At 49.3% G+C, this 20,932-nt stretch carries 15 protein-coding genes; 5 read left to right on the forward strand and 10 right to left on the reverse strand.

The window, feature by feature from the left end; translation table 11 throughout:
* Positions 1–98 precede the first annotated feature (98 nt).
* A complete protein-coding gene (locus DEV76_RS02775; protein WP_109694837.1) occupies positions 99–2,477 on the forward strand; it encodes an ABC transporter permease in 2,379 nt (792 codons plus the stop codon).
* A gap of 405 nt (positions 2,478–2,882) precedes the next feature.
* On the opposite strand, the gene DEV76_RS02780 is transcribed toward DEV76_RS02775, so the two are convergent.
* Positions 2,883–4,088 (reverse strand): multiheme c-type cytochrome, encoded by a 1,206-nt coding sequence (locus DEV76_RS02780; protein WP_109694839.1) that lies wholly within the window; start codon positions 4,086–4,088, stop codon positions 2,883–2,885.
* 93 nt (positions 4,089–4,181) lie between these two features.
* Between DEV76_RS02780 and DEV76_RS02785 the strand changes: the two genes are divergently transcribed.
* Positions 4,182–4,760, forward strand: a complete 579-nt coding sequence (locus DEV76_RS02785; protein ID WP_109694841.1) for a Crp/Fnr family transcriptional regulator — start codon at positions 4,182–4,184, stop codon at positions 4,758–4,760.
* Positions 4,761–4,813: 53 nt separating this feature from the next.
* Positions 4,814–5,296 (forward strand): DoxX family protein, encoded by a 483-nt coding sequence (locus tag DEV76_RS02790; protein WP_109694843.1) that lies wholly within the window; start codon positions 4,814–4,816, stop codon positions 5,294–5,296.
* Here the strand turns inward: DEV76_RS02790 and DEV76_RS02795 are convergent.
* The 3 genes from DEV76_RS02795 to DEV76_RS26080 form a co-directional block, all read right to left on the reverse strand.
* A complete protein-coding gene (locus DEV76_RS02795) occupies positions 5,287–5,778 on the reverse strand; it encodes a thioredoxin family protein (protein WP_109694845.1) in 492 nt (163 codons plus the stop codon). The genes DEV76_RS02790 and DEV76_RS02795 overlap by 10 nt on opposite strands.
* Before the next feature lie 46 nt (positions 5,779–5,824).
* A complete protein-coding gene (gene ligD / locus DEV76_RS02800) occupies positions 5,825–7,954 on the reverse strand; it encodes a DNA ligase D (RefSeq protein WP_232826858.1) in 2,130 nt (709 codons plus the stop codon).
* A gap of 66 nt (positions 7,955–8,020) precedes the next feature.
* Positions 8,021–8,872: an SRPBCC domain-containing protein gene (locus DEV76_RS26080; RefSeq protein ID WP_198651922.1), complete on the reverse strand. Its 852-nt coding sequence runs from the start codon at positions 8,870–8,872 to the stop codon at positions 8,021–8,023.
* Positions 8,873–8,975: 103 nt separating this feature from the next.
* Here DEV76_RS26080 and DEV76_RS02810 point away from each other — a divergent pair, with 103 nt between their 5' ends.
* Positions 8,976–9,689 carry a DNA alkylation repair protein gene (locus tag DEV76_RS02810; RefSeq protein ID WP_109694847.1) on the forward strand — a complete coding sequence of 238 codons (714 nt, stop codon included), beginning with the start codon at positions 8,976–8,978 and terminating at the stop codon, positions 9,687–9,689.
* 54 nt (positions 9,690–9,743) lie between these two features.
* Here DEV76_RS02810 and DEV76_RS02815 read toward each other — a convergent pair whose 3' ends face one another.
* The 3 genes from DEV76_RS02815 to DEV76_RS02825 are packed head-to-tail and all read right to left on the reverse strand — an operon-like array spanning position 9,744 to position 16,000.
* Entirely contained in the window at positions 9,744–11,312 is a 1,569-nt protein-coding gene (locus DEV76_RS02815) for a calcineurin-like phosphoesterase C-terminal domain-containing protein (protein ID WP_109694850.1), read from the reverse strand.
* Between the two features lie 11 nt (positions 11,313–11,323).
* Entirely contained in the window at positions 11,324–12,784 is a 1,461-nt protein-coding gene (locus DEV76_RS02820; RefSeq protein ID WP_109694852.1) for a SusD/RagB family nutrient-binding outer membrane lipoprotein, read from the reverse strand.
* Between the two features lie 21 nt (positions 12,785–12,805).
* Positions 12,806–16,000 (reverse strand): SusC/RagA family TonB-linked outer membrane protein, encoded by a 3,195-nt coding sequence (locus DEV76_RS02825; protein WP_157962689.1) that lies wholly within the window; start codon positions 15,998–16,000, stop codon positions 12,806–12,808.
* A 561-nt stretch (positions 16,001–16,561) separates the two neighbouring features.
* Between DEV76_RS02825 and DEV76_RS02830 the strand changes: the two genes are divergently transcribed.
* A complete protein-coding gene (locus DEV76_RS02830) occupies positions 16,562–18,286 on the forward strand; it encodes a hybrid sensor histidine kinase/response regulator (RefSeq protein WP_109694856.1) in 1,725 nt (574 codons plus the stop codon).
* A 14-nt stretch (positions 18,287–18,300) separates the two neighbouring features.
* Here the strand turns inward: DEV76_RS02830 and DEV76_RS02835 are convergent, their stop codons facing one another.
* The 3 genes from DEV76_RS02835 to DEV76_RS02845 form a co-directional block, all read right to left on the reverse strand.
* Entirely contained in the window at positions 18,301–19,275 is a 975-nt protein-coding gene (locus DEV76_RS02835; RefSeq protein ID WP_109694858.1) for a terpene synthase family protein, read from the reverse strand.
* A 578-nt stretch (positions 19,276–19,853) separates the two neighbouring features.
* Positions 19,854–20,402, reverse strand: coding sequence for a dihydrofolate reductase family protein (locus DEV76_RS02840; protein WP_109694860.1), 549 nt, complete (start codon positions 20,400–20,402; stop codon positions 19,854–19,856).
* A 9-nt stretch (positions 20,403–20,411) separates the two neighbouring features.
* On the reverse strand, positions 20,412–20,921 hold the full coding sequence (locus tag DEV76_RS02845; protein ID WP_109694862.1) for a DinB family protein: 510 nt from the start codon (positions 20,919–20,921) through the stop codon (positions 20,412–20,414).
* Positions 20,922–20,932 lie beyond the last annotated feature (11 nt).

Here is a 20,932-nt window from a genome sequence, read left to right on the forward strand (position 1 = left end):
ATCTTACTGAAAATCAATACCAAAACTATCCGGCATAGTCTTAGCACACCCAGCCGCACATCCTGTCCATCATATTTTAAACGAATGACACAGCAGCTATGATCTCTAACTTTTTTAAAGTCATATACCGGAATATCCTGCGCAATAAAGGAGTTTCCGCTATCAATATCTCAGGCCTTGCCATTGGTATGGCTGCTGCCATCCTGATAATGCTGTGGATCCGGGACGAGCGAAGCTATGATGGCTTTCATCATCATAAAGACAGGATTTACGAGATCTGGAACCGCGTAGCGCATGAAGGCCAGCTCACCTGCTGGAATTCCGTTCCTGAATTAACCGCCCGCGCACTGGAAAATGATTTGCCGGAGGTAGAACGCGCGGTGAGGGTAGATGAGAATAATGACTTCCTTTTCTCTACGGGCGATAAAAAACTGATGAAATCGGGGTTAACGGTGGATAGCGGCTTTCTGCAGATGTTCACTTTCCCCATGCTGAAAGGCAACTCCGCCACCGCACTGAACGATCCGAAATCGGTTGTGCTAACAGAAAAAACTGCAAAAAGCCTGTTTGGCGAAGAGGAAGCCCTCGGCAGGGTAGTAAAGATTAAGAATAGTGAAATTTACACGGTATCCGGAATCCTGAAAGATCCGCCAGCTAATTCAAGGTTCGAATTCGATTACCTGCTGCCATGGCCAACTGTTAAATCCGGCGAGAAGCAGGATTTTGGATGGAACGATAACAGCACCTCCACCTACATCCTGCTAAAACCTAACGCCACCCTTGCTTCCATGGCTCCTAAGCTGAAAGATTTGAAGCAGCGGTATAATGAAGAAGCCAAAAATCTGAAATGGGAATTTTTTGCTTACCCGCTGGACCGCTGGCGCCTGTATTCCAGCTTTACCAATGGGGTAGAAGATAACGGAGGCCGGATTACATTCGTAAAAATATTCGGTATCATAGCCGGACTGATCTTACTGATCGCCTGTATCAACTTCATGAACCTGAGTACCGCACGCAGCGAAAAAAGAGCAAAGGAAGTAGGGATCAGGAAGGTAGTGGGGGCGCAGAAAAGCTCCCTGATTACCCAGTTTATCGGCGAATCAATTTTCATCTCTCTCCTTTCAGGCATCCTTGCCATCATAATTGTACAGCTAAGCCTTTCCGGCTATAACCAGCTGACCGAGAAAAATCTTTCCTTACAATATAATAATACCGCCACATGGCTAGCCTTTACCGGGTTTATACTGCTCACCGGATTACTGGCAGGCAGTTATCCCGCCTTCTTTCTTTCAGCCTTCCGCCCGGTGAAGGTGTTAAAAGGAACCTATAAGAGAACCAATGCACTGGTAACGCCCCGCAAAGTGCTGGTGGTATTACAGTTCACATTTGCCACCATGCTCATCATCTGCACCATTATCGTTAAGCAACAGATAGATCATGGCCGCAACCGGGCCACAGGCTACAACAGTGAAAACCTTGTGTACCATTACATGACAGGCGATATCAAAAAGAATTACGCGCTGATAAAAAATGAACTGCTGGAATCGGGAGCAGCTACTTCCATCACCAAAACAAACTCCCCCTTAACGGAAAGGTGGAGCGACGGGTGGGGCCAAAGCTGGGAAGGAAAAGACCCGGAAGACAGAACCTCTTTCGACCGCTACTTAGCTGATGAAGGCCTGGCTACTACCGCCGGCCTGGAATTTATACAAGGCAGAGATTTCAACCTTAAAGCATTTCATACCGACTCAACTGCGCTTATCATCAATGAATCTGCGCTGAAAGTAATGAAGCTGAAAGACCCCATTGGCAAAGTTGTATCTGATCTGGGAATAGACTGGCATATCGTAGGAGTGATAAAAGACTTTATCCTGACCAACCCTTACGAACCCACCAGACCGATTCTCATTTGCGGAGCAAAGAGCAGCTTCATGACATTTGAGGTGATGCACATTAAACTGAACAACCAGCACCCTACGGCCCAAAACCTCGACAAGGTGGAGGCCATCTTCCAGAAGTACAATCCGGAATACCCATTCGAATACAAGTTTGTTGATGAAGCCTACGCGCAAAAGTTCAAAAACGAGCAGCACCAGGGCACTTTAGCCGCGTTGTTTGCCGGGCTCACCATCTTCATTTCCTGCCTTGGCCTGTTTGGCCTGGCAACCTATATGGCTGAAAACAGGGTTAAGGAGATTGGTATCCGGAAAGTGCTGGGTGCATCCATCGCCAGCATAACAGCCCTTTTATCCAGAGATTTTGTAAAGCTGGTATTGATCTCATTCATCATAGCAGCACCTTTATCGTACTGGTGCATGCAGGCATGGCTGGAGGGCTATAATTACCGCGTTACCATTCAGTGGTGGGTATTTGCCGTGGCTTGCCTCCTGGCAGTATCTATTGCCCTTTTAACGGTGAGCTATGAGGCCATTAAAGCAGCCGTAGCCAACCCCGTAAAAAGCCTCGGGAAGGAATAAGCGGAACATATTTTTTAAAGCCCGGTTTCTCATTGGCAGGAACCGGGCTTTATTTTTCCCGGATTTGTCAACTTTCCTGCAAATACCCCCTTACCACGGGGCCAAAGATCAACTACCTCCTATCAACCTTAATAGTCATACTATTTTACCTTAAAAGCATAGAAACAGCCAGTTGAATTGTCATATGCCTTATCTATACCTTATCTATGACTTATCTATACCTTATCTATGTCTTATCCTAATAAAGGGATAAGACATAGATGTTTCAAACTACAGGTTGATAGAATATATACATAGTTGTGCATAAAATATACCAGCTATAAACTGCCGGGCTATAATGCAGTATCCCAGCCTCAACGGGCTGTCTTGAATAAACCATAAATCAAGTAAGATGGGAGATGCCGGCTAGTGTAGTTTACCCTTCATAACTTCATATACATCAATAAGATGCGTACGAACTGAGTCGGGCGTAGGGCTTTGCTGCCCATTGGTGAGCATGGTTATGGACCCTGAAGGGAGAGAGGGCATGTGGCAATCGATACAGTTTTGCTGAAGGATGGCCGAAGGCTGGCCGGTATGCTTGCAGAACTGAGGGGTTGCTGGCTGGTGGCACGTCATACATCTTTGAGAGAATGTTTGCATGCTGGTGCGCTCCGTAACGTGGGGATTATGGCAGGTGGAGCAATTCATCGTCTGGCTTTGGAGGAAGCATTTACTGGCCGCCAGCAGCTGCATCTGGTTGCCATGTACATCGAGCTGACTGGGCTTTTGTGGGAATGGGACTGTGGCAATGATGAAATCTTCCAGCTTATTACCCGGCTTAAATTCGAATGCGGGGCGCACCATGGGCTTAAGTCCGGAATGGCAGAGTGCGCAGGCATCGAGGCGCTGAATACGGCTGAGTGTATCCATCCGGGTGATGAAATGAGCCGCTTTTTCTGCCGGGTTGGCCCTGTGGAAATCAACATGATCCCCAGCCGGGCCATGGCAGCGCTGGCAATCTATCCCCGCAATCATCTCCCTTTTGGCAAACTTGTCTGTAATCTTCAATCCGCTCACCTCTTCCTTTACCGATACCATGGAGCTATGGCAGCCGAAGCAGGTGGCAGGAACTATCCGGTCGAATTTAGGATGACTGGCAGGGAAACCCGGGCTATTAGCCCAGCTGTTGGCAGGCACAAACCAGGAGATGGGCAGCTGAAAGTATTGATCGTTTTTCCAGTATAGAAATGTTTGCGCTTTACGGCCTGAGCCGAAAACGATATCGAAAGGATATTTACCCTGCGGCTTTCCGCTGACTGTGAGGGTCTGAAACAACGCATCGCCTTCCTTTTCCATGACCACATCGGTTTCACCGGTGAAATGATACACGTTATCAGGGGCGCCGAAATGCCCTTTTACGGTACCTGCAGAGGCGATGGCTGATGATTTTGCGTGAGCGGTGGAAGCATATGAATCGTATACTGCCTTATGACAATCTGCGCAGGAGGTGGCTGCAGCAAACCCGTTGCCACGGGGATCGGCCGTACCAGCCTTGCGGGTGGCACATCTCGATAATAGTATAACGAAGAGGGCTATACAGCCCACGATTACATAAGGGCGCAATTTCATAACGGCAGAAAATCGGAGAAATGCTTTTCCGGACACATCTCCCTATACTTCCAATTTAATTAAAAATCATCGGTTAATCTTACTTTTACTTTCATGGAGCTGATAAGGCAATACTTCGAAACCATTACACCACTGTCTGACGAAGACTGGCATTACTTTTCTTCGCGGTTAACCGCGGCCACCTTTCCTAAAAAGTCGCTCATTCTCCAGGCGGGACAAACGGAAGACCACCTTTCTTTCATTGCCGAAGGACTGGTACGTTTCTACATCCCCGGAGATGAGGAGAACGATCTTACCTTTAGTTTCTCCTTCGCGGGAGACTTCGTTTCCGCCTACGACTCTTTCCTTACCCGCCTGCCCTGCGGTTACCATACGGAAGCACTCACCAACACTACGCTGCTCCGCATCTCCTGGTCCGACCTGCAGGATATTTACAAGAATACTGCAGCAGGCAATACCATTGGCAGGCATGCGAGTGAAGACCTTTACCTTACGCTTCTCCGCCGTGAGATATCGCTGCTGAAAGAATCGGCAGAACAGCGGTATATGCAGCTGGTAATTGATCAGCCGCATCTTATCCGCGAGATTCCGCTTAAATACATCGCCTCATATATCGGTATTACGCCCCAGGCGCTGAGCAGGATCCGCAAGCGCATTTCCGGTATTTCTTAACCCGGGTTCATTGACTTATACGTTCCGGCGGCGGAACTTTGCTGTAAAAAAATATGGTACCTGAAATCACATTACTGGCCGTATTCCTCCTGTCGCTGATAGTGCTGAGGCTGAAGCATGGAGAATACCGTTTCGCTCATGCCGCGCGCATTGGCATGGCCGCCATGCTCTTCGTAACGGGAGGCGCGCATTTCGGGTTCGCCAAAGGGATGGCTATGATGCTGCCGGAGGCGGTGCCTTTCAAAATGGGGATCGTTTATATAACGGGGATACTGGAAATTGCTGCGGGCATAGGCTTGCTTATTCCGCGGATGGCGGCCCTCACCGGGTGGTGGCTCATCGCTTTCTTTGTGTGTATTACTCCTGCCAATATATACGCAACCTTACATCATGTAAATCTGCAAACGGCAGGCAACGACGGCAACGGGCCCGAATACCTGTGGTTTCGGATCCCGCTGCAATTCTTTTTTATCGGATGGGTCTATTTTTCAGCCATCAGGCCTTACAAGGTGCCGCGGCTCGCCACTCACCTGTAAAGGGTGGGATCGAGTGCCATAGGCGACCACTGGCGGAGCATATCCAGGATCTTTTTCTCATCGTATGAGTCGGCAGCTTCCAGGATGCCGGTATTCTGGGTATGCAGCCGGTTGCCCTTCGCATCCAGGATCACCAGTACCGGGAAACCGAAGCGCTGGGGAAAGCCCAGATCCTTCAGGATATCGAGGTTCTTGTTTTCTTTACTGTAATTGAGGTGATACACCACGTAGTACCTGTTCTGCTCTTCTTCCAGCTTCGGATGCTCTCCTATGAACTTATAAAGCCTCCGGCACCAGATGCACCAGTTACCGCCGATCTGCAGCATTACATGCTTATTTTCTGCGGCTGCCTTTTTTATTACGGCAGCCAGATCGGCCCGGGCATCGGCGTTAGGATTATAAATACTGTCAATGGATTTGTGCTGTGCGTGTGCGGCGCCGAAAGTAATAACGGCTATCAGCAGAAAGATTAGTTTTTTCATGCGGCTGTGTCTTACCGCTAATGTAATATTTTCCGGGCATGCATGGTTACACGGATTTGCCAAGGCGACGGATCATCTTCAGCAAATCCGTTCCTTTTCCTAATACCGGCTTGAAGATATCCCCCTCGCTTTTGATACGGTCCAGTGCATTGTGGATATTAAAATCAGTGATCTTCAGGCCAGGTTTTACTTCTTCCCAATGCAGCGGCATGGAAACGGGCGCACCAGGTTTAGGCCTTAATGAATAGGCCGATGCCAGTGTGGCTTTGGGACGGTTCTGTAAATAATCGATGTACAATTTCCCTTTCCGGTTCCTGGTCATCCGCTCTATGCTCGTAAATGCAGAGAGCATATCATGCACTTTTGTAGCTACGATCTTTCCGAAAAGCTGGCATTCATCGTACGTATAGCGCGCATTCAGCGGTATATAGATATGAATTCCCGTGGAGCCGGAAGTTTTAGGATACCCAGTCACTCCCAGTTCATCCAGCACTTCTTTCACAGCAAGGGCTGTTTGGATAACCTGCCGGAATGTATTGCCTTCGGAGGGATCAAGATCCAGGCAACACCAGTCCGGATGATCCGGCTTTTTTACTGTACTGTTCCAGGGGTTCATTTCTATAGATCCGCTGTTGGCCATCCAGAGGATGCTGGCTTCGTCTTCCGGCACGAGGAAGTTCTTATCTTCCCCTTCGCTGGTACGGTAAGGATATTGCTCCATCCATGCGGGTGCTGTGGCCGTAACATCTTTCTGATAAAAACTTTTACCGGTGATGCCGTTGGGGTAACGGTTCATGGACTGCGGCCTGCCGGCCAGGTAAGGCAGGATGACGGGAGCTACCTGGTAATAGTAATTCAGCATATCGCGCTTGGTGATCCTTTCTTTTGGCCAGTATATCTTTCCCAGATTGGAGAACTTCAGTTCATGACCACTTACGATACGCACCTGTGTGTCTTCCGACGGGTTCAGTAAGGTTTTCCGCGACTTTTTCCCAACCGGGGTAATGGGTATCTTCACCTGTTTCCGGGGCTTCTTTACCACTACGGGAACTGTTTCCTCCGCCTCTTCGAGTACAACATCTTTTGCCGGCTTGTCTGTCCGCAGTCCTTCAAAGGAAGGATGCCGCATAACGCCATCGCTGGTCATTTCTGTATAGCTCACTTCGCAAACGATCTCCGGCTTGAGCCATACAGCAGTTGCTTTGGGAGGATCAGGCCTGAAGCGGCTGGGCTTATTGATATCGGGCTCCTGTGTGAATGGTTGCTTTTTGCGGATGAGGGGTTTAAACTGCCGCAGCATTTCTTCCTGCGTGCTTATGGAAAAACCGGTACCTATTTTTCCGGAATACACCAGCTTTCCATTTTCCATGAACCCTACCAGCAGGGCGCTGAAGGGCTTCTTACTGCCTTCGTTCTTTGTATATCCACCAATTACTGCTTCCTGGCGGAGGCCCGCTTTGATCTTGAGCCAGTCGCGCGAGCGGTTACCCGGGTTATAGGTGCTGCTGTTCCGCTTGGCCATAATACCTTCCAGCCCCAGGTCCTTCACGGCACGCATGAAATCTTTGCCGGAAGTCTGGTAATCGGGGCTGAAAAGGATGGGGCCGCCAGCAGGTACCAGTTCCCGGAGGAGTGCTTTACGGTCGCTCAGGGGAAGCTCCCGGAGGTCGTAGCCGTTATACCAGAGGAGGTCGAACACATAATACCGCAGCTCACCGTCTGCTTCACTGCGCCATTGCTGTAAGGCGCCGAAGTCTGCAGCGCCGCTGTCGTTCACCGCAACAATTTCTCCATCAATAACGGCACGGATACCCCACTGACCAAGGGCCTCGAATATGGGGTAAAACTTCTCGTCGAAGGATTTATCGTTGCGGGAGCGGAGGCTGATGTGCCCCTTGTCCATGAAAGCGAGGGCGCGGTAGCCATCCCATTTGATCTCAAACACCCAATCTTCCGCCTCCGGTGGCTCGGTTACCAGTGTGGCCAGCATGGGCTTGATGGTTTTATCCATCGGGCGCTTAACTGCTTTTTTGAGAATGGCAGCCGCTTTTGCCGGGAGCTTTGCAGCAGCTGTGCGTTTCCCCCCGGGTACGGGACGCTTGCGGAGGGCTGTAGCTTCTGCAATGCTGCCGGGAGATGGCTTCTTTTGGGCGGTATTTGAGCGTTTGGGTGCCATGATGACCCTTTACCCGGTCAGAAACTATGCCAGTGCATAAACGTCCCTATTCTTCCACAGGTATTATCAGCCTTCTTTTCTGAAATCGAAAGCTCCCACCCGCAGGTGAACACCATATTCCAGCCAGGCTTTCATACAGGATAAGAAGTTAGCCCATCCTTCGGTATTACCGATAAGCCATTCCTGCCCGGGATCGTATCCCTCAGCCGATGCTTCTTCGATCTTCACCACCGTGGCCGCACCATCCCCGAAGGGCTCCAGGCGGATGGTAACTGTCATTTCATGGTCGTTCACATCCCAGCCAAAAGTTACCAGCGCGTTCTTTTCCACTTCCTTTACCCTTACCGGTACGTTCATATCAAATTCCGGAAAGCGCCAGGTGAGGGAAGCTCCTGCTTCCATCCTGCCGGTAGATGATGAAATGAAATAATGCTTCATCTGCTCCGGATCTACGATGGCTTCAAACACAGCAGCCGCAGGCTTGCTGATCTGGATAGCGGCTTTAGCGGCAGTACCTGCACCCGGCTGTTCACCATAATCACCAATACCAAAAGCGTTGCCCTCAGGGTCGCGCAGCATGGCATAATACACACTGCCGTCTTTCTTACGGGCCACTTTCACTACCTCGCCGCCCAGCTTTTTGCAGTCTTCAATGCGCTGTTCCGCATTATCTACCTGTATATACATCATCCAGCCCTTCGGTACATCGTGGTTTGTACCCCGGGCATAGCATACTCCCCCCACAGGATTGCCTTCCGCATCGTTCATCATGTAATCTTCATAATCCGTATCTCCGTCTTTCATAGGCACGCCTGTAGACGACCAGCCTGCTACCGCCTGATAGAACTCACGCAATTTGCCCGCATCGGCCGATGAAAGGTCTGCGAAGATGAAGGTGCCGGTTACATACTTTTTCATGATGCAATCATTTTAGGTATAGAAATTTACGACAAAACTCCCGTATGGCAGGCGGTGCTTTTCTCCGGGAAATATCCGACATTCGGAAAACAACTGTTTCCCCATGCAACTTACCGCCCGTGCATTTACCGATGCCCTGAAAACTTTACAGTCTGATGAGGAGCTCCGCAAAATACAGCGGTACTTTAAATCCGGCGCCGGAGAATATGGCGAAGGGGATAAGTTTATGGGCGTAAAGATGGGAGAACTTTTTGCGCTGGCCAAAGCATATAAGGCCATGCCGCTGAAGGAGGTGGAAAAACTCCTCGAAAGCCCCATCCATGAACTGCGTGCCGGTGCCGTTAGTATTATGGATTTTCAGGCGCGGGATAAGAAGACGCCTCCCGAACAGCAGAAAGCCCTGTACGACCTCTATCTCCGCCGCCACGACCGTATCAACAACTGGGATCTGATAGACCGCTCCGCTCAATTTGTGGTAGGTGCCTACCTCTTCGACAAGCCGCGCGACATCCTCTATAAACTGGCTCGTTCCAAAAACCTCTGGGAACGCCGTACCGCCATCGTCAGCACCGCCTACTTTCTACGCAAAGGTGAAACTGCCGACACATTCAAAATAGCCACTTTACTCCGTAAAGACCCTGAAGAGCTGGTGCAGAAAGCTGCCGGTGGCTGGATCAGGGAGGCGGGGAAACAGAACCCCGATCAGCTTTATGCCTTCCTCGATCAATATGCCGCCACCCTGCCGCGTACCATGCTGCGCTATGCCATCGAGCGTTTAAGCCCTGCAGAAAGGAAGCACTACTTGGGCCTGGCATAAATGAAAAAAACCGCACGCGGGATACGTGCGGTTACTGTTTGAATGTTTCTCAATTTATTTCATGATGGTATAGGAACCTTGCTGTTCGTATGTTTTACCGTAGCGGTCGGTAGCTCTTACTTTCACTTCATGTTTCCCTGTGCTTAGTTTGAAAGGGATCTTCACCCACCACAGGTGCGTGCTCTGCTCTGCATGCGAAGGGCGCTTGCCGTTCAGCAGCTTCTCCGTATGGTCGAATTTATGCAGTACACTGAGGTATGCGGGGTCGGCAGCTTCCATGTAGTCCATCGGCTTCCATTCTCCTCCGTCGATAGAATATTCCACCTTATCGCCTTTCGTACCCATGAAGAAATTGGCGTAAATACCGGCAGAACTGTTCCTGTCTTTCTCTACTACGTTCGGGATCGACAGTTCGATCTGGTATGCATCCGGCTTACCTGCCACTTTATAATCAATGCTGTACTGGTTGCCTTTGATGTTCAGGAAAGCGTAGCCTTTGGGAGTACCGTCGCGCATGGTAGATGCGGGCACGCCCTGTTCGTTCAGCTCACCGGAATACCAGTCGCCGGAAGTGGTGCCTGCGTTGTACTCATGGTGCGGTTTCTCCTGCAGCCATCCGTCGGCCTTACCATAGAAGTTCTGCCGTTGCAGGTGTGTATGGGCGGAGAGGGAAAGGGTATTCGGGAAATCTTTCAGCAGCTCAAAAAGGCGGTTTCTGTCTTCCGGACGGAAGGCGATACCCTGTTCGTTCAGCAGGGGAATGTGAAAGGCGAGTATCACCAGCTTATCCTTTGCTACGGTTTTCAGGTCGTTCTCAATGAACTTCAGCTGATCTTCCCGCAGGCCACCCCAGTAGCCTTTACCATCGCGCGGATCGGGATAGATGATATCGTCCAGCACAATGAAGTGGGCATTCCCATAATTAAATGCGTAGTTGGCAGGGCCGAAATTGGCTTCGAAAGTTTCATCGGAATACAGATCGTCTTTCGCGTCGTAGTTCATATCATGATTACCGATCACGTTGTACCAGGGCAGGCCTACCTGCTTCACTGCCTGAATGTAAGGGCCATGAAGATTGAGGTTATCACCTACGAGGTCGCCAAGGCTGAGGCCGAAAGCAACATTCTTCACACCGGCTACTTCTGCCACTACACCTTTGGAGAAATGCGCGATCTCTTCCATGGTATAAGGCTGCGGATCGCCAAACACCAGTACGCGGAAGTTTTCATGCTCTTCCTGACGGCGGAGGCCGAAGTTCAGCTGCTCAGGCAGTTTACCCGTGGGTGCGGAGCCCTTGAACTTAAAGTCTGCCGGAGAACCTTCCGGCTTATGGATATAGTAGTTTTTGGCGAGGTTATTTGTATCCAGCGCAAACTGGTAACCAGCAGGCTTGATCACGAAGATCACCTGCCCGGGTTGCTCGGGCAGGGTGTAAAAACCCTGCGCGTCGGTACCGGTTACTTCAATGCCATTGCTGACATTTACACCGGCGATGCCTTTTTCCTTTTTATCTAATTTGCCATTTCCGTTCACATCTTCAAATACCCGGCCTTTCACCTGTGCGTTGGCCAGGGCGCTGATAAGCGTCAGTGCGGCGAATGCCGATAAGAATTTCCTTTTCATGAGTTATGCTTTTATTGTTGCCACCAAACTTTAACGTCGAGCTTATCGCCACCCATTTGCTGTGCGGCTTTCAGGTAATTCTCCGTGTTATAAATCTTCACGGTAGTGGGGTAGTACATGCGTGCGGGCATGTTGCCACTGTTGAACATGAAAGTTGTTTTAGGCAGAACCGGTAAGCCGGTGCGGCGGTGTTCAAACCATTGCTGATAATCGGTGAAGAACAGGGCATAGTATTTCTGCAGCATGATCTTCGCCAGCGTACCATCGTACTTAGCGGCAGGAGCATCAAAGTATGTTGCCGGCATAACACCGCCCCACATTTCGATGGCAGCTTTCACACCGCTCTTATAATGATCCTCTGCCGGTGTAGTGAGGTGGCCTTTCTGCGCCAGTTCTGCTTTTATGAATTCTACTTCGGAGAAGCTCATGATCGGTACAATCATCGGTGCTATTACAAGGCGCTGCAGGAGGCCGGAAGGAGTGAAGTCAACACTCGTGGGCGACTCCATGTAATTGATAGGCAGCCCTTTGAAACCGAGGTTCGCATTATCTTTCCCGCGGGCCACGCTTGCAAAAAGCTTCAGGCGGGGATCGTTCACATCGTTCAGGTTCTTTGTAAAGAAGTCGTACCACACACGGCCGGAGCTATAATCCTGCGGGCGGCTCCAGGGGGAAATGTTTGGTACCGTTCCGCTGATGTTCAGTACTGCAGCTTCAGCATTACTGGTAAAAATAGGGTGTTTAGCGGGATTGTTGATGATCTCAGCCATCTTACCATAGTTCTCCGGCATTTTACCGGCAGCACGCAGCAACAGGCGCAGGCGGAGGGAGTTGGTGAACTTTCTCCACTTGGTGAAATCGTTGGCATAAAGGATATCTGCCGCATAAGTAGCAGTACTTCCCTTACCATAAATAGTGTCTGCCCTTTCGAGGTCGGACAACATCGTTTTATACACATCTTCCTGCTTATCGAAGGTGGGGAAGAACTTACCGTCTTCTCCGCTCAGTGCATTGCTCATGGGTACGTCGCCAAAGCAATCCGTCAGGTTGGCGTACATCCATGCCTTCAGCGTGAGCGCGATGGCGAGGTAGTTATTGTTACCCAGCTTTGCAGCATTCAGTTCCATTTCGCGGGCGTTGGCCAGCCATTTGTAACCTGTAGTCCAGATACCGTTACCCACATCTTCCCGGAAGTCGTACAGATAAATCTGATCTTCCACAGATTCGTTGGGATAACCGCCGGACACCTGCATCAGCTCGAAAGTAAATGAGCGGCTGCGGCTCATACCGTAGGTAGCAGCACCGTAGATGGTAGGGTTCAGCAGGGTACCAGGTGTAATGCTTTCAAGGCGGTTCGGGTCTTCGTTGGTTTCAAGAAAGTCTTTGGTGCAGCTGCTCAGCATCAGCGCGGCGGCTGTGGCGGAGAAGAGACTGATAGACCGTATATTTTTTCCTATGCTGGAGAATCTCATTGTTTCGCAGTTTACTTGTAATTACAGTTTTACTTTCAGGTTAAAGCCAAAGGTCGAAGGCACAGGCATCTGCCCTACTTCCACACCGGTGAGGATACCGGTACCGCCGGCCTGTGTGGCTACTTCAGGATCATAGATCGGGAAGTCGGACCATACCGCCAGGTTGCGGCCATAAGCAGCGATGCTTACATCTTTCAGGAAAGTGCCGGCAATCCATTTGGCAGGCAGCGTGTACTCCAGCGATACTTCCCTGAACTTCAGGAACGATGCGTCGAAAGAGTTGGCTTCAGTATTGTTCAGGCGGTAGTATTGTGCATAGTAATCCGCAGGGCGCACCTTAGTAGTGTTAGGTACATACGATCCGTCGGCTTTCTTTTCCACACCTTCGCCCACGATCCAGTTTTCTTCACGGCCTTTCAGGGTATGTTTCAGTTTACCCTGCTCGGTCATTTTGTGATGTGAGTGCGAATAGAGGATACCGCCGTACTGTCCGTCGATGGTAGCGCTCAGCCTGAAGCCTTTGTAAGAGAAGTTGTTGATGAGCCCGGCTCTCCAGTCGGGGTTGGTATCGCCGATGTATTCGGTAGTCTGCGTTACCACGGGTAGGCCGTTGCTGTAAACCACCTGTCCGTCAGGAGAACGTTCGAACTTCAGACCGTAAAGCGCGGAAGCGATCTGGCCTTCCACAGCAGTGAGCGTGGCGCTGGAAGAGCTCATGATGGAGAGCTTACCGCCCAGTCTCGGATCGAGGCTCATTACTTTACTGCGGGTGGTAGCCCAGGTAAGCGTGGTGTTCCAGGTAAAGTTTTTGTTCTTTACCGGTGTGCCTGTAATTACAAGCTCCACGCCACGGTTGCGGATCTCTCCGGAGTTGAGGATAGCAGAGCTGAAGCCGGAAGAGTGTTCGAGGGGAACAGAAAGGATCTGATTCTTAGTGTTGGTCTGGTACACCGATGCATCGATGCGGAGCCTGTTCTTAAAGAAGCCCAGGTCCAGACCGGTTTCTATGCTGGTAGCGATCTCAGGCTTGAAGTGCAGGTTATACAACTGCGTGGGAGCTTCTGCAGAGCTGGGGAAATCGCTGCGGTTGTAATACTTGTTGGTTCTGTAGGGATCGGTATCGTTACCTACCTGTGCTACCGACAGGCGGTATTTGGCGAAGCTGAGCGCCTTCGGCATACGGATCATATCGCTCAGGATCACGCTAAGGTTAGCGGAAGGATAAAAGAACGACCAGTTTTCTTCCGGCAGGGTGCTGGACCAGTCGTTACGGCCGGTAAGGTCGAGGAAGATCCTGTCGCGGTACGCCAGGTTGATAAGGCCGTAAAGACTGTTTACTTTCTTATCGGCATCGTAGGTAGCTACCAGCGGGTTGCCGATGCCATTGGTCATTTTATACACACCGGGTACCACGAGGCCGATGAGGGTATTATCGTTACGGTTATACTGGCTGCTCATGGTGTTACCACCTACGGAAGCGCCGAGGGTAAACTTCCCTTTATCGAATGCATCGCGGTAAGAGAGGAGGAAGTCGCTGTTGATCTCCTGGCTGTAAACCTGCTGTGTTTGATAGAAGCCCTGGCCATAGCGGTTAATATCCCATGGACGGCGCTGATCGCGGCCCTGCTGGTTGGCGTTGATACCGGAGCGCACCATCAGGTTCAGCTTCGGCGTCAGCTGTGCATCAACTTTCAGGTTACCGGTAAGCTGGTTGCTGCGCAGGCCGTTCTTGATCTCGTCGGTCATCGCAAACGGGTTGTCGATGAAAGAGCTGTAAGGGCGGATCATATCGATACCCTCAAAGCCGGGGCGCCACAGGGGGCGGTACCAGTTAAGGTCTACGTTTGGATTCTGGAAAATCATGAAGTAAGCGATGGAGTGGTTGTTATAACCAAGTCCGGGCAGGTTATCGCTCGTTTTGTTGGTATAGTTCACAACAGAGCTAACCCTGATCTTGCTTGAAATTTTATAACCCGCGTTCACGGATGCCGTGGTACGCTTGAAGCCCATCGAAGGCATGATCCATTTATTGTCGGTATGCGTCAGTGAAGCGCGCACGGTACCTGCATCGCCCGAATTATCGAGGGTGATGCTGTTGGTGGTAGTGCGGCCGGTTTGCCAATAGCCTTTGCGGTTATCGGTATAAGGCACCCAGGGGGTTCTTTCCTTACCCGTAGTGAAGGTGGTGGGGTCATATTGGAAATACGACTGACCGTTGAACTTAGGACCGAAAGCGCTGGAGCTGCCGCCGGTGCTGCGCCCGTCTGCCGTTGCGCCATAAGAGTAATACATTTCACCATTGGCATTGAAGTTGGTTTTACCATCGCCCTGGCCGTATTCGTATTGATAATCGGGCCAGCGGGTGATCACGTCGTAGCTGGTGTTGGAATTGAGGGAGATGCCGAGGCCTTTCCGTGTTTTGCCTGATTTGGTGGTGATAAGTACCGCACCGTTGGCAGCGCGGCTGCCGTATAGGGCCGTAGCGCCGGGGCCTTTGAGGATAGAGATGCTCTCAATATCATCGGGGTTGATGTCTGAGATACCATTACCGAAATCTACCGGAACGTCGATAGACGCATCGCCACCCATGTACATGTTAGAGGCGCCGGAGGTGGTGAGGCTTCCGTTAACGGGGATACCATCTACTACTACCAGTGCGGCGTTACCGTTACTGGTGAGGGAGCTTTCGCCACGCAGCCTGATCTCCTGGGAATTGAGGGGGCCGCCGAGGGAAGCGATGTTGAGGCCGGCAACTTTACCACGGAGCGCATCCGACCAGTTGTTGGGGCGGGCATCGGTAAGGGCTTCGGAACCTACGGTCTGCTGGGCATAACCCAGTGCCTTTTCAGAGCGCTTAATACCCAGTGCTGTGGTTACCACGTGCTCGTTCAGGGTGCTGGACGCGGTTTTCATGGTAAGCTTCAGCTGCGGGGGAATGTCGTTTACTACAAAATGAATTTTCTCATACCCGATCATCGAAAACTGCAGCATGGTGCCTTTTTCGGTCACTTTAATGGAGAAAGCACCGTTCTCGTCGGTCATACCTACCAGTTTACCGTTGGCGAGGATGGTAACACCGGGCATAAGGGTGCCATTGTCTGCCGTGCGTATCACGCCTTTAACAGGCATTTCGGCCTGTGCGTAAAGCTGCTCCGGAATAAACAAAACCGCACACCATACAATGCATGCGAGTAACTGTAGTAATTTTTTATTCATAATGCTTGAGCGATTAGATGACCTGATAATTGGCATGTTGAAGGCGCAAAGGAATAGCAGTAGTGTTACCGGAACACTAACTAAACTTTATGAAAGTGTTAACATTTTGAAATCTGTTGAAATGTTTTGAAAGTCGGCTCTTTCCATTTTTAAAGTAACCGCTGTAGTACTTCTTCTATATTTAATGGGTAATAAGCCGGATATACATGTATGCGGGAAGTAATTTGTAATTTAGGGCTGGTTAAAATTCATTTACATTTCAATAACAAATGGAGCTTTTAACACAGGAAAACCATGTAAATGCCTACAGATTGTGGGGTATCGCATCCATACTGTATTACTATTCGTATATAGTGACCAGCTCGGGTCTTGGAGGTGAGATTGTGTGTGATTAAGGCAACGAAGGAATGTGCTGAATAATGCACTACCAGGGAAAAGTGACACCCTGCAGACTATTTACATCCAATTAACAAAATCCGTGAATTAATTCGGTAACTTGGGGAACGAAACCCGAGTTGAATTTTATTGAGAAAACCATCGAAAGAAACAAACACCCAATTAATGCGCTACCCCGCCTACATACTGACTACAATGACCGGATGGGTTAACCAGATAATCTCAGCCGGAGCAAAAGGCTTGCCTGAAGAGAGGGCGCACAAAATACGTACAGTCAACAGCATTTGTTTTATAACTGCACTGTTGTCAATCTCCATAGGATTCTTTTTCTATGTTTATTCTGGCAACAATGGTATACTGTTTCCGGCCTTTATCGAAGGGCTGATATTTATCGGTATAATATTCCTCAACAAGCAAAAGAAATACGAAGCTGCAAGCATCAGTGTACTGCTGGCACATTGCTTATGTGCTTTATACTTTGCTGCCATCCTGGGTAAAACCATCAACATATCAATGATCCTGGTTTTCATTTTTGGGGTCAGCTTTCTTGTTTACCGTAAGCGCTGGCAGCGTATTACAGGTATCGGTGCAGCCATATTTACACTGATTGCCCTTGAAATAAACTATTACTACAACATAGTTCCTCCACTTGAATTGGCGGAGGAGTTTCAATATCTGCTTCGTTGGGTAGCCTTACCCTGCTTCTTACTTTTTGATGCATTGGTTCTGGGTTATTTTGTACAGGACATCCGCGAGAATAAGATCTTGTTAAATCAGGTATCCATGCTGATTTTCAAGACTTCGCATGAAATGCGTAACAATCTTGCCTCCAATACCATTTTGATCGATCTGTTACAATCGGAAGTCAAAGACAATCCTGAATATGAAAAGCTGAAGCCATATGTGGAACAGCTGATGACGATCAATCATGGCATGCGGAACATTGTAAATAATGTGCTGAATATGGGAGAGATCGAGAATGGTGTCCCTTCCGAAGCTCATCCGGAAACATTCGAATTGCAGGGCTTTATTCAAAGTATTATTAAAATCCAGCAAATTAAGGCAGAATCCCGCAGGTTAAGTATCATGCTGAATTATGACAGGGGGTTACCTGCTTACATTGAAAGCGACCCACTGCAACTTAATATCGCTGTCACCAATCTTATTTCCAATGCAGTAAAATATGGAAGGGAAGATACCCCTATCACTGTGCGCTTGAACGGCATCAGCAATAACTCCTTCTTAGAAATAGCCGTTACAAACCATTGCCCGGATATCCCTCAGGAAAAGATCAAGCTGCTGTTCAATAAGTTCATGACCGCCAAACACAATACCAAGATAGAAGGCTCCGGTTTGGGCTTGTACATTGTACGAAGTATCATGGACCAATGCAATGGCAGCTATCATGTAACAAGCCAGAATGGCCTTACTACTTTCATCATCACCTTCCCGCTTATTGCCAGCACAGCACCTGTTGAAGTTGCACCTGTGCAAACCACACATCAACTGGCAGGGCTGAATCTAAGCTATGCAGAAGACGATCTGATGCAAAACAAACTGCTTTCTTCCCTGCTTCAATCTTTTGGTTGTGCCGTTACTTCAAGTATTGATGGTCTGCAATTGATAGAGAAGCTGGAGAACACCACCACACTGCCGGATGGTATTATCCTGGACGACAACATGGCTGCCATGAATGGCCCTGAAACTTTGAAGTTTTTAAAGGCAGACAAACGCTTTCAGCACATTCCTGTTATAATGATCACCGGCAAAGGTGGTCCTGTAGAACAATGGCTGGAATTAGGAGCCCATGGCGTTATCCGCAAACCTTATGACAGAACCACTCTTCTGCAGCAATTAAGCCAGCACCTGCATACACAGGCACTGGCATAAAATATCAAATTGACCTAAGCAGCCATTTCCTTTGCTTTTGCAAGATCCTCTGAAGGGTGTCCGCCCTTTTTATAACGTTCCGTCAGATTCAATGTCCAGAACAAATTCCCGGCTATCATCAGCTGAAGATTTTCCACGTATTTCGCTACAGGTTTATTCCATATTCCGAAATCCGGCAGTTGCTGTGTAAGCATTACAAACTCATCTGCATCCTGATCATGGATCGCTAATGCGGCCAGGTACGCCTCACTGAGGGAACAACCTCTTTCGTTCTCAATGATTAATACAAGGTTCATAACATCATTCCCCTTCTCGAGGTGGGCTGAGAAGTAATCATTTGACCATGCCTGGATACTGCACGATAGTTGTTCCAACCTGTCTATAACCTGTGTCTGTACCACATAATCCGGCAGCGTAGTTTTAGTGATAGCTTCTGCCAGGTGAATCATGGAATATACATTCACCGCTTTCATGCGGATGTTTACAAATGTTTCGAAATCCGGGAAGATTTGCGGAACACGATAATATACTTCCTCTTTTAAACCATCGAAATAGCGGTCGAGGCTATTGCAAAATCTATCCAGCCATAGCGGAGAACTAATGGCGAGTAGCTCTTCCCGCATCTTCGGAAGCGGTGCAAATATCTGCTCATCACTGATAAAATTACCATACCGCAGTGCTTCCATCGAAATATGGCGCACACGCTCGATTTCGGCAGGATCAGACAACTCATATATATCATCCACTGTAAATGCCCATATGAAAAACCGGCATATGGCGGTTAATTGTGCCATAGACGCATGCGGGAATATACATCCGCCACAATGACCCATCCCTGTTTTTCCGTATTTGAATTTCATTTTATCGGGCAGCCAGTTATAATCCGTTTCGATCCACCCCCGGATCACGGCTTCCATGGCTTCTGCATTGGGGTTGAGTTGGTGGCTGAAGGAATACTGCAGTGCATTGGCATTAAGAATCTCTTTCATGGTAAAGTGCTTTTTAGATAAAGAAATATAAATGTGTAAACGCTTGTCTGATTGTGCATATAGAGGACATGGCGGAAACAGGCCTCTCGCCTGTCCGTCTCATGCTATCCCCTTTTTTTCGCTGTCTGTAATGGTGAAGAAAAGTGTCACGAAGTGAAGCATCTTTTCTGTGCCCTTATGGTTACTGAACCCTGCCGTTCTCGATACCCGGCAGGGTAACTTGTCAAAAGTTACACCTATTACGCGGATGTTTTATGTGTCAATGAGTTAATGTATTATCCGGTAATTTTACCCTCGTAATTGTTATGTCTTATTTTGTTAAACAAGGGCGTTTTCCGCCAAAGGGAGTTTAAACGCTAATAGCACTGAAAAGATCTTTTACCAGCAGGCAGGGCACAACCCCTAAATAATTCAGAATGAAACAGGTATGTAACTGCGGCTGTATTGCAGCCGGGAGCATGCACCGGAAGATGGTGCATGCTGTTTTGTTGAAGAGTTGAATCGGAAAAAGCAACAAGCTGCCTTACCGCCTCCGGTGATCCGGATGCGAAAATTTTAAGGCAACACGGTAAGAACCATTATTTTACCCAATAAGTATTCAGCACATTCCCGTTACTGAATTCCCGGGACGATACCAGGGTAAGCCCTTTTCTGTTAAATACCGGCGGAAAGGCAGGGATACCTCCCCCTAACAGCACCGGCACCGTAAATATCCTGTATTCATCAATCAGCCCCAGCTCCGTAAGCTGAGACACAATGGTGCCGCTCCCCAGGATCACTATATCTCCACCTTCACTTTCTTTCAGCTCCCGTACAAAAGCCTCCATTGGCTCCTTTACGAGGTGGGCATTGTTCCAGTCCAACCTGGTCAGGGTATTGGAGAATACATATTTCGGCAGCTTATTCATTTGCTGCGTTACCGCCACGTTATTGTCAGTAGCTGTAGGCCAATAGCCCGCCATGAGATCATAAGTAATACGCCCAAACAGAATAGCCCCGCTGGAAAGCATCATTTTCTCACCATAGCCTTCATATTCGCCATCGGTATTATGCCAGTCGATCTCGCCATTGGGCCCGGCAAGATAGCCGTCTAAAGTAGCGAGGTTAGATACAAAAAGTTTACGCATGTAATTATTTTATGAGTAACGCATGGGCGGATATCCGAGGAGCCTCCGCCAGAGGCCCAGCTGGCCGATGCAATAAGATTCGCGGTCAACGCAATATAGGAACATATCCAGCAGGCTGATCTCATCCATTCCCGGCATGGGCCATGGGTTGGGTCCGTTCAGTTTTTCTGCAGTTGCATTGGCAAAGGCATCGCGCAGTATGGGTGTGATTCGTGCCCAATCTGCCCGCAGCGTGTCCAGCGAAGGGTATTCCGCATCGGCCTGTATGCCTTTATGATTTTCGAATAACGCGTGGGCCTGCTGCTTCTCCTGCAGCCCCAGCACATTGGCCAGTTCAAACCGCTCCTGTACCAGGCTTCCCGCCAGCCATACGGGGTGGTTTGCCGGGGTATCGAGCCGCTTCCGGGCATCGGCCTCCGAAATCCCTTCCAGCACATTGTTGAACATAGGCGTATGCCCGTCGTACAGCAGCAAAAAAGCAGCCACCTTACCGGTTTGCGAAACGTCTTGCGTAGTCATGTTGTACAGTT

Origin of the sequence: Chitinophaga deserti (assembly GCF_003149455.1) — a bacterium.
GTDB classification, from domain to species: Bacteria; Bacteroidota; Bacteroidia; order Chitinophagales; family Chitinophagaceae; genus Chitinophaga; species Chitinophaga deserti.

What these genes read in the sequence shown, in the direction of transcription:
- ligD (WP_232826858.1), bottom strand. Translation starts at nt 7,954, where the DNA reads ATGGCACCCAAACGCTCAAATACCGCCCAAAAGAAGCCATCTCCCGGC.
- DEV76_RS02810 (WP_109694847.1), top strand. Translation starts at nt 8,976, where the DNA reads ATGCAACTTACCGCCCGTGCATTTACCGATGCCCTGAAAACTTTACAG.
- DEV76_RS02780 (WP_109694839.1), bottom strand. Translation starts at nt 4,088, where the DNA reads ATGAAATTGCGCCCTTATGTAATCGTGGGCTGTATAGCCCTCTTCGTT.
- DEV76_RS02835 (WP_109694858.1), bottom strand. Translation starts at nt 19,275, where the DNA reads ATGAAAGAGATTCTTAATGCCAATGCACTGCAGTATTCCTTCAGCCAC.
- DEV76_RS02795 (WP_109694845.1), bottom strand. Translation starts at nt 5,778, where the DNA reads ATGAAAAAACTAATCTTTCTGCTGATAGCCGTTATTACTTTCGGCGCC.
- DEV76_RS02840 (WP_109694860.1), bottom strand. Translation starts at nt 20,402, where the DNA reads ATGCGTAAACTTTTTGTATCTAACCTCGCTACTTTAGACGGCTATCTT.
- DEV76_RS26080 (WP_198651922.1), bottom strand. Translation starts at nt 8,872, where the DNA reads ATGAAAAAGTATGTAACCGGCACCTTCATCTTCGCAGACCTTTCATCG.
- DEV76_RS02775 (WP_109694837.1), top strand. Translation starts at nt 99, where the DNA reads ATGATCTCTAACTTTTTTAAAGTCATATACCGGAATATCCTGCGCAAT.
- DEV76_RS02820 (WP_109694852.1), bottom strand. Translation starts at nt 12,784, where the DNA reads ATGAGATTCTCCAGCATAGGAAAAAATATACGGTCTATCAGTCTCTTC.
- DEV76_RS02845 (WP_109694862.1), bottom strand. Translation starts at nt 20,921, where the DNA reads ATGACTACGCAAGACGTTTCGCAAACCGGTAAGGTGGCTGCTTTTTTG.
- DEV76_RS02830 (WP_109694856.1), top strand. Translation starts at nt 16,562, where the DNA reads ATGCGCTACCCCGCCTACATACTGACTACAATGACCGGATGGGTTAAC.
- DEV76_RS02785 (WP_109694841.1), top strand. Translation starts at nt 4,182, where the DNA reads ATGGAGCTGATAAGGCAATACTTCGAAACCATTACACCACTGTCTGAC.
- DEV76_RS02825 (WP_157962689.1), bottom strand. Translation starts at nt 16,000, where the DNA reads ATGAATAAAAAATTACTACAGTTACTCGCATGCATTGTATGGTGTGCG.
- DEV76_RS02790 (WP_109694843.1), top strand. Translation starts at nt 4,814, where the DNA reads ATGGTACCTGAAATCACATTACTGGCCGTATTCCTCCTGTCGCTGATA.
- DEV76_RS02815 (WP_109694850.1), bottom strand. Translation starts at nt 11,312, where the DNA reads ATGAAAAGGAAATTCTTATCGGCATTCGCCGCACTGACGCTTATCAGC.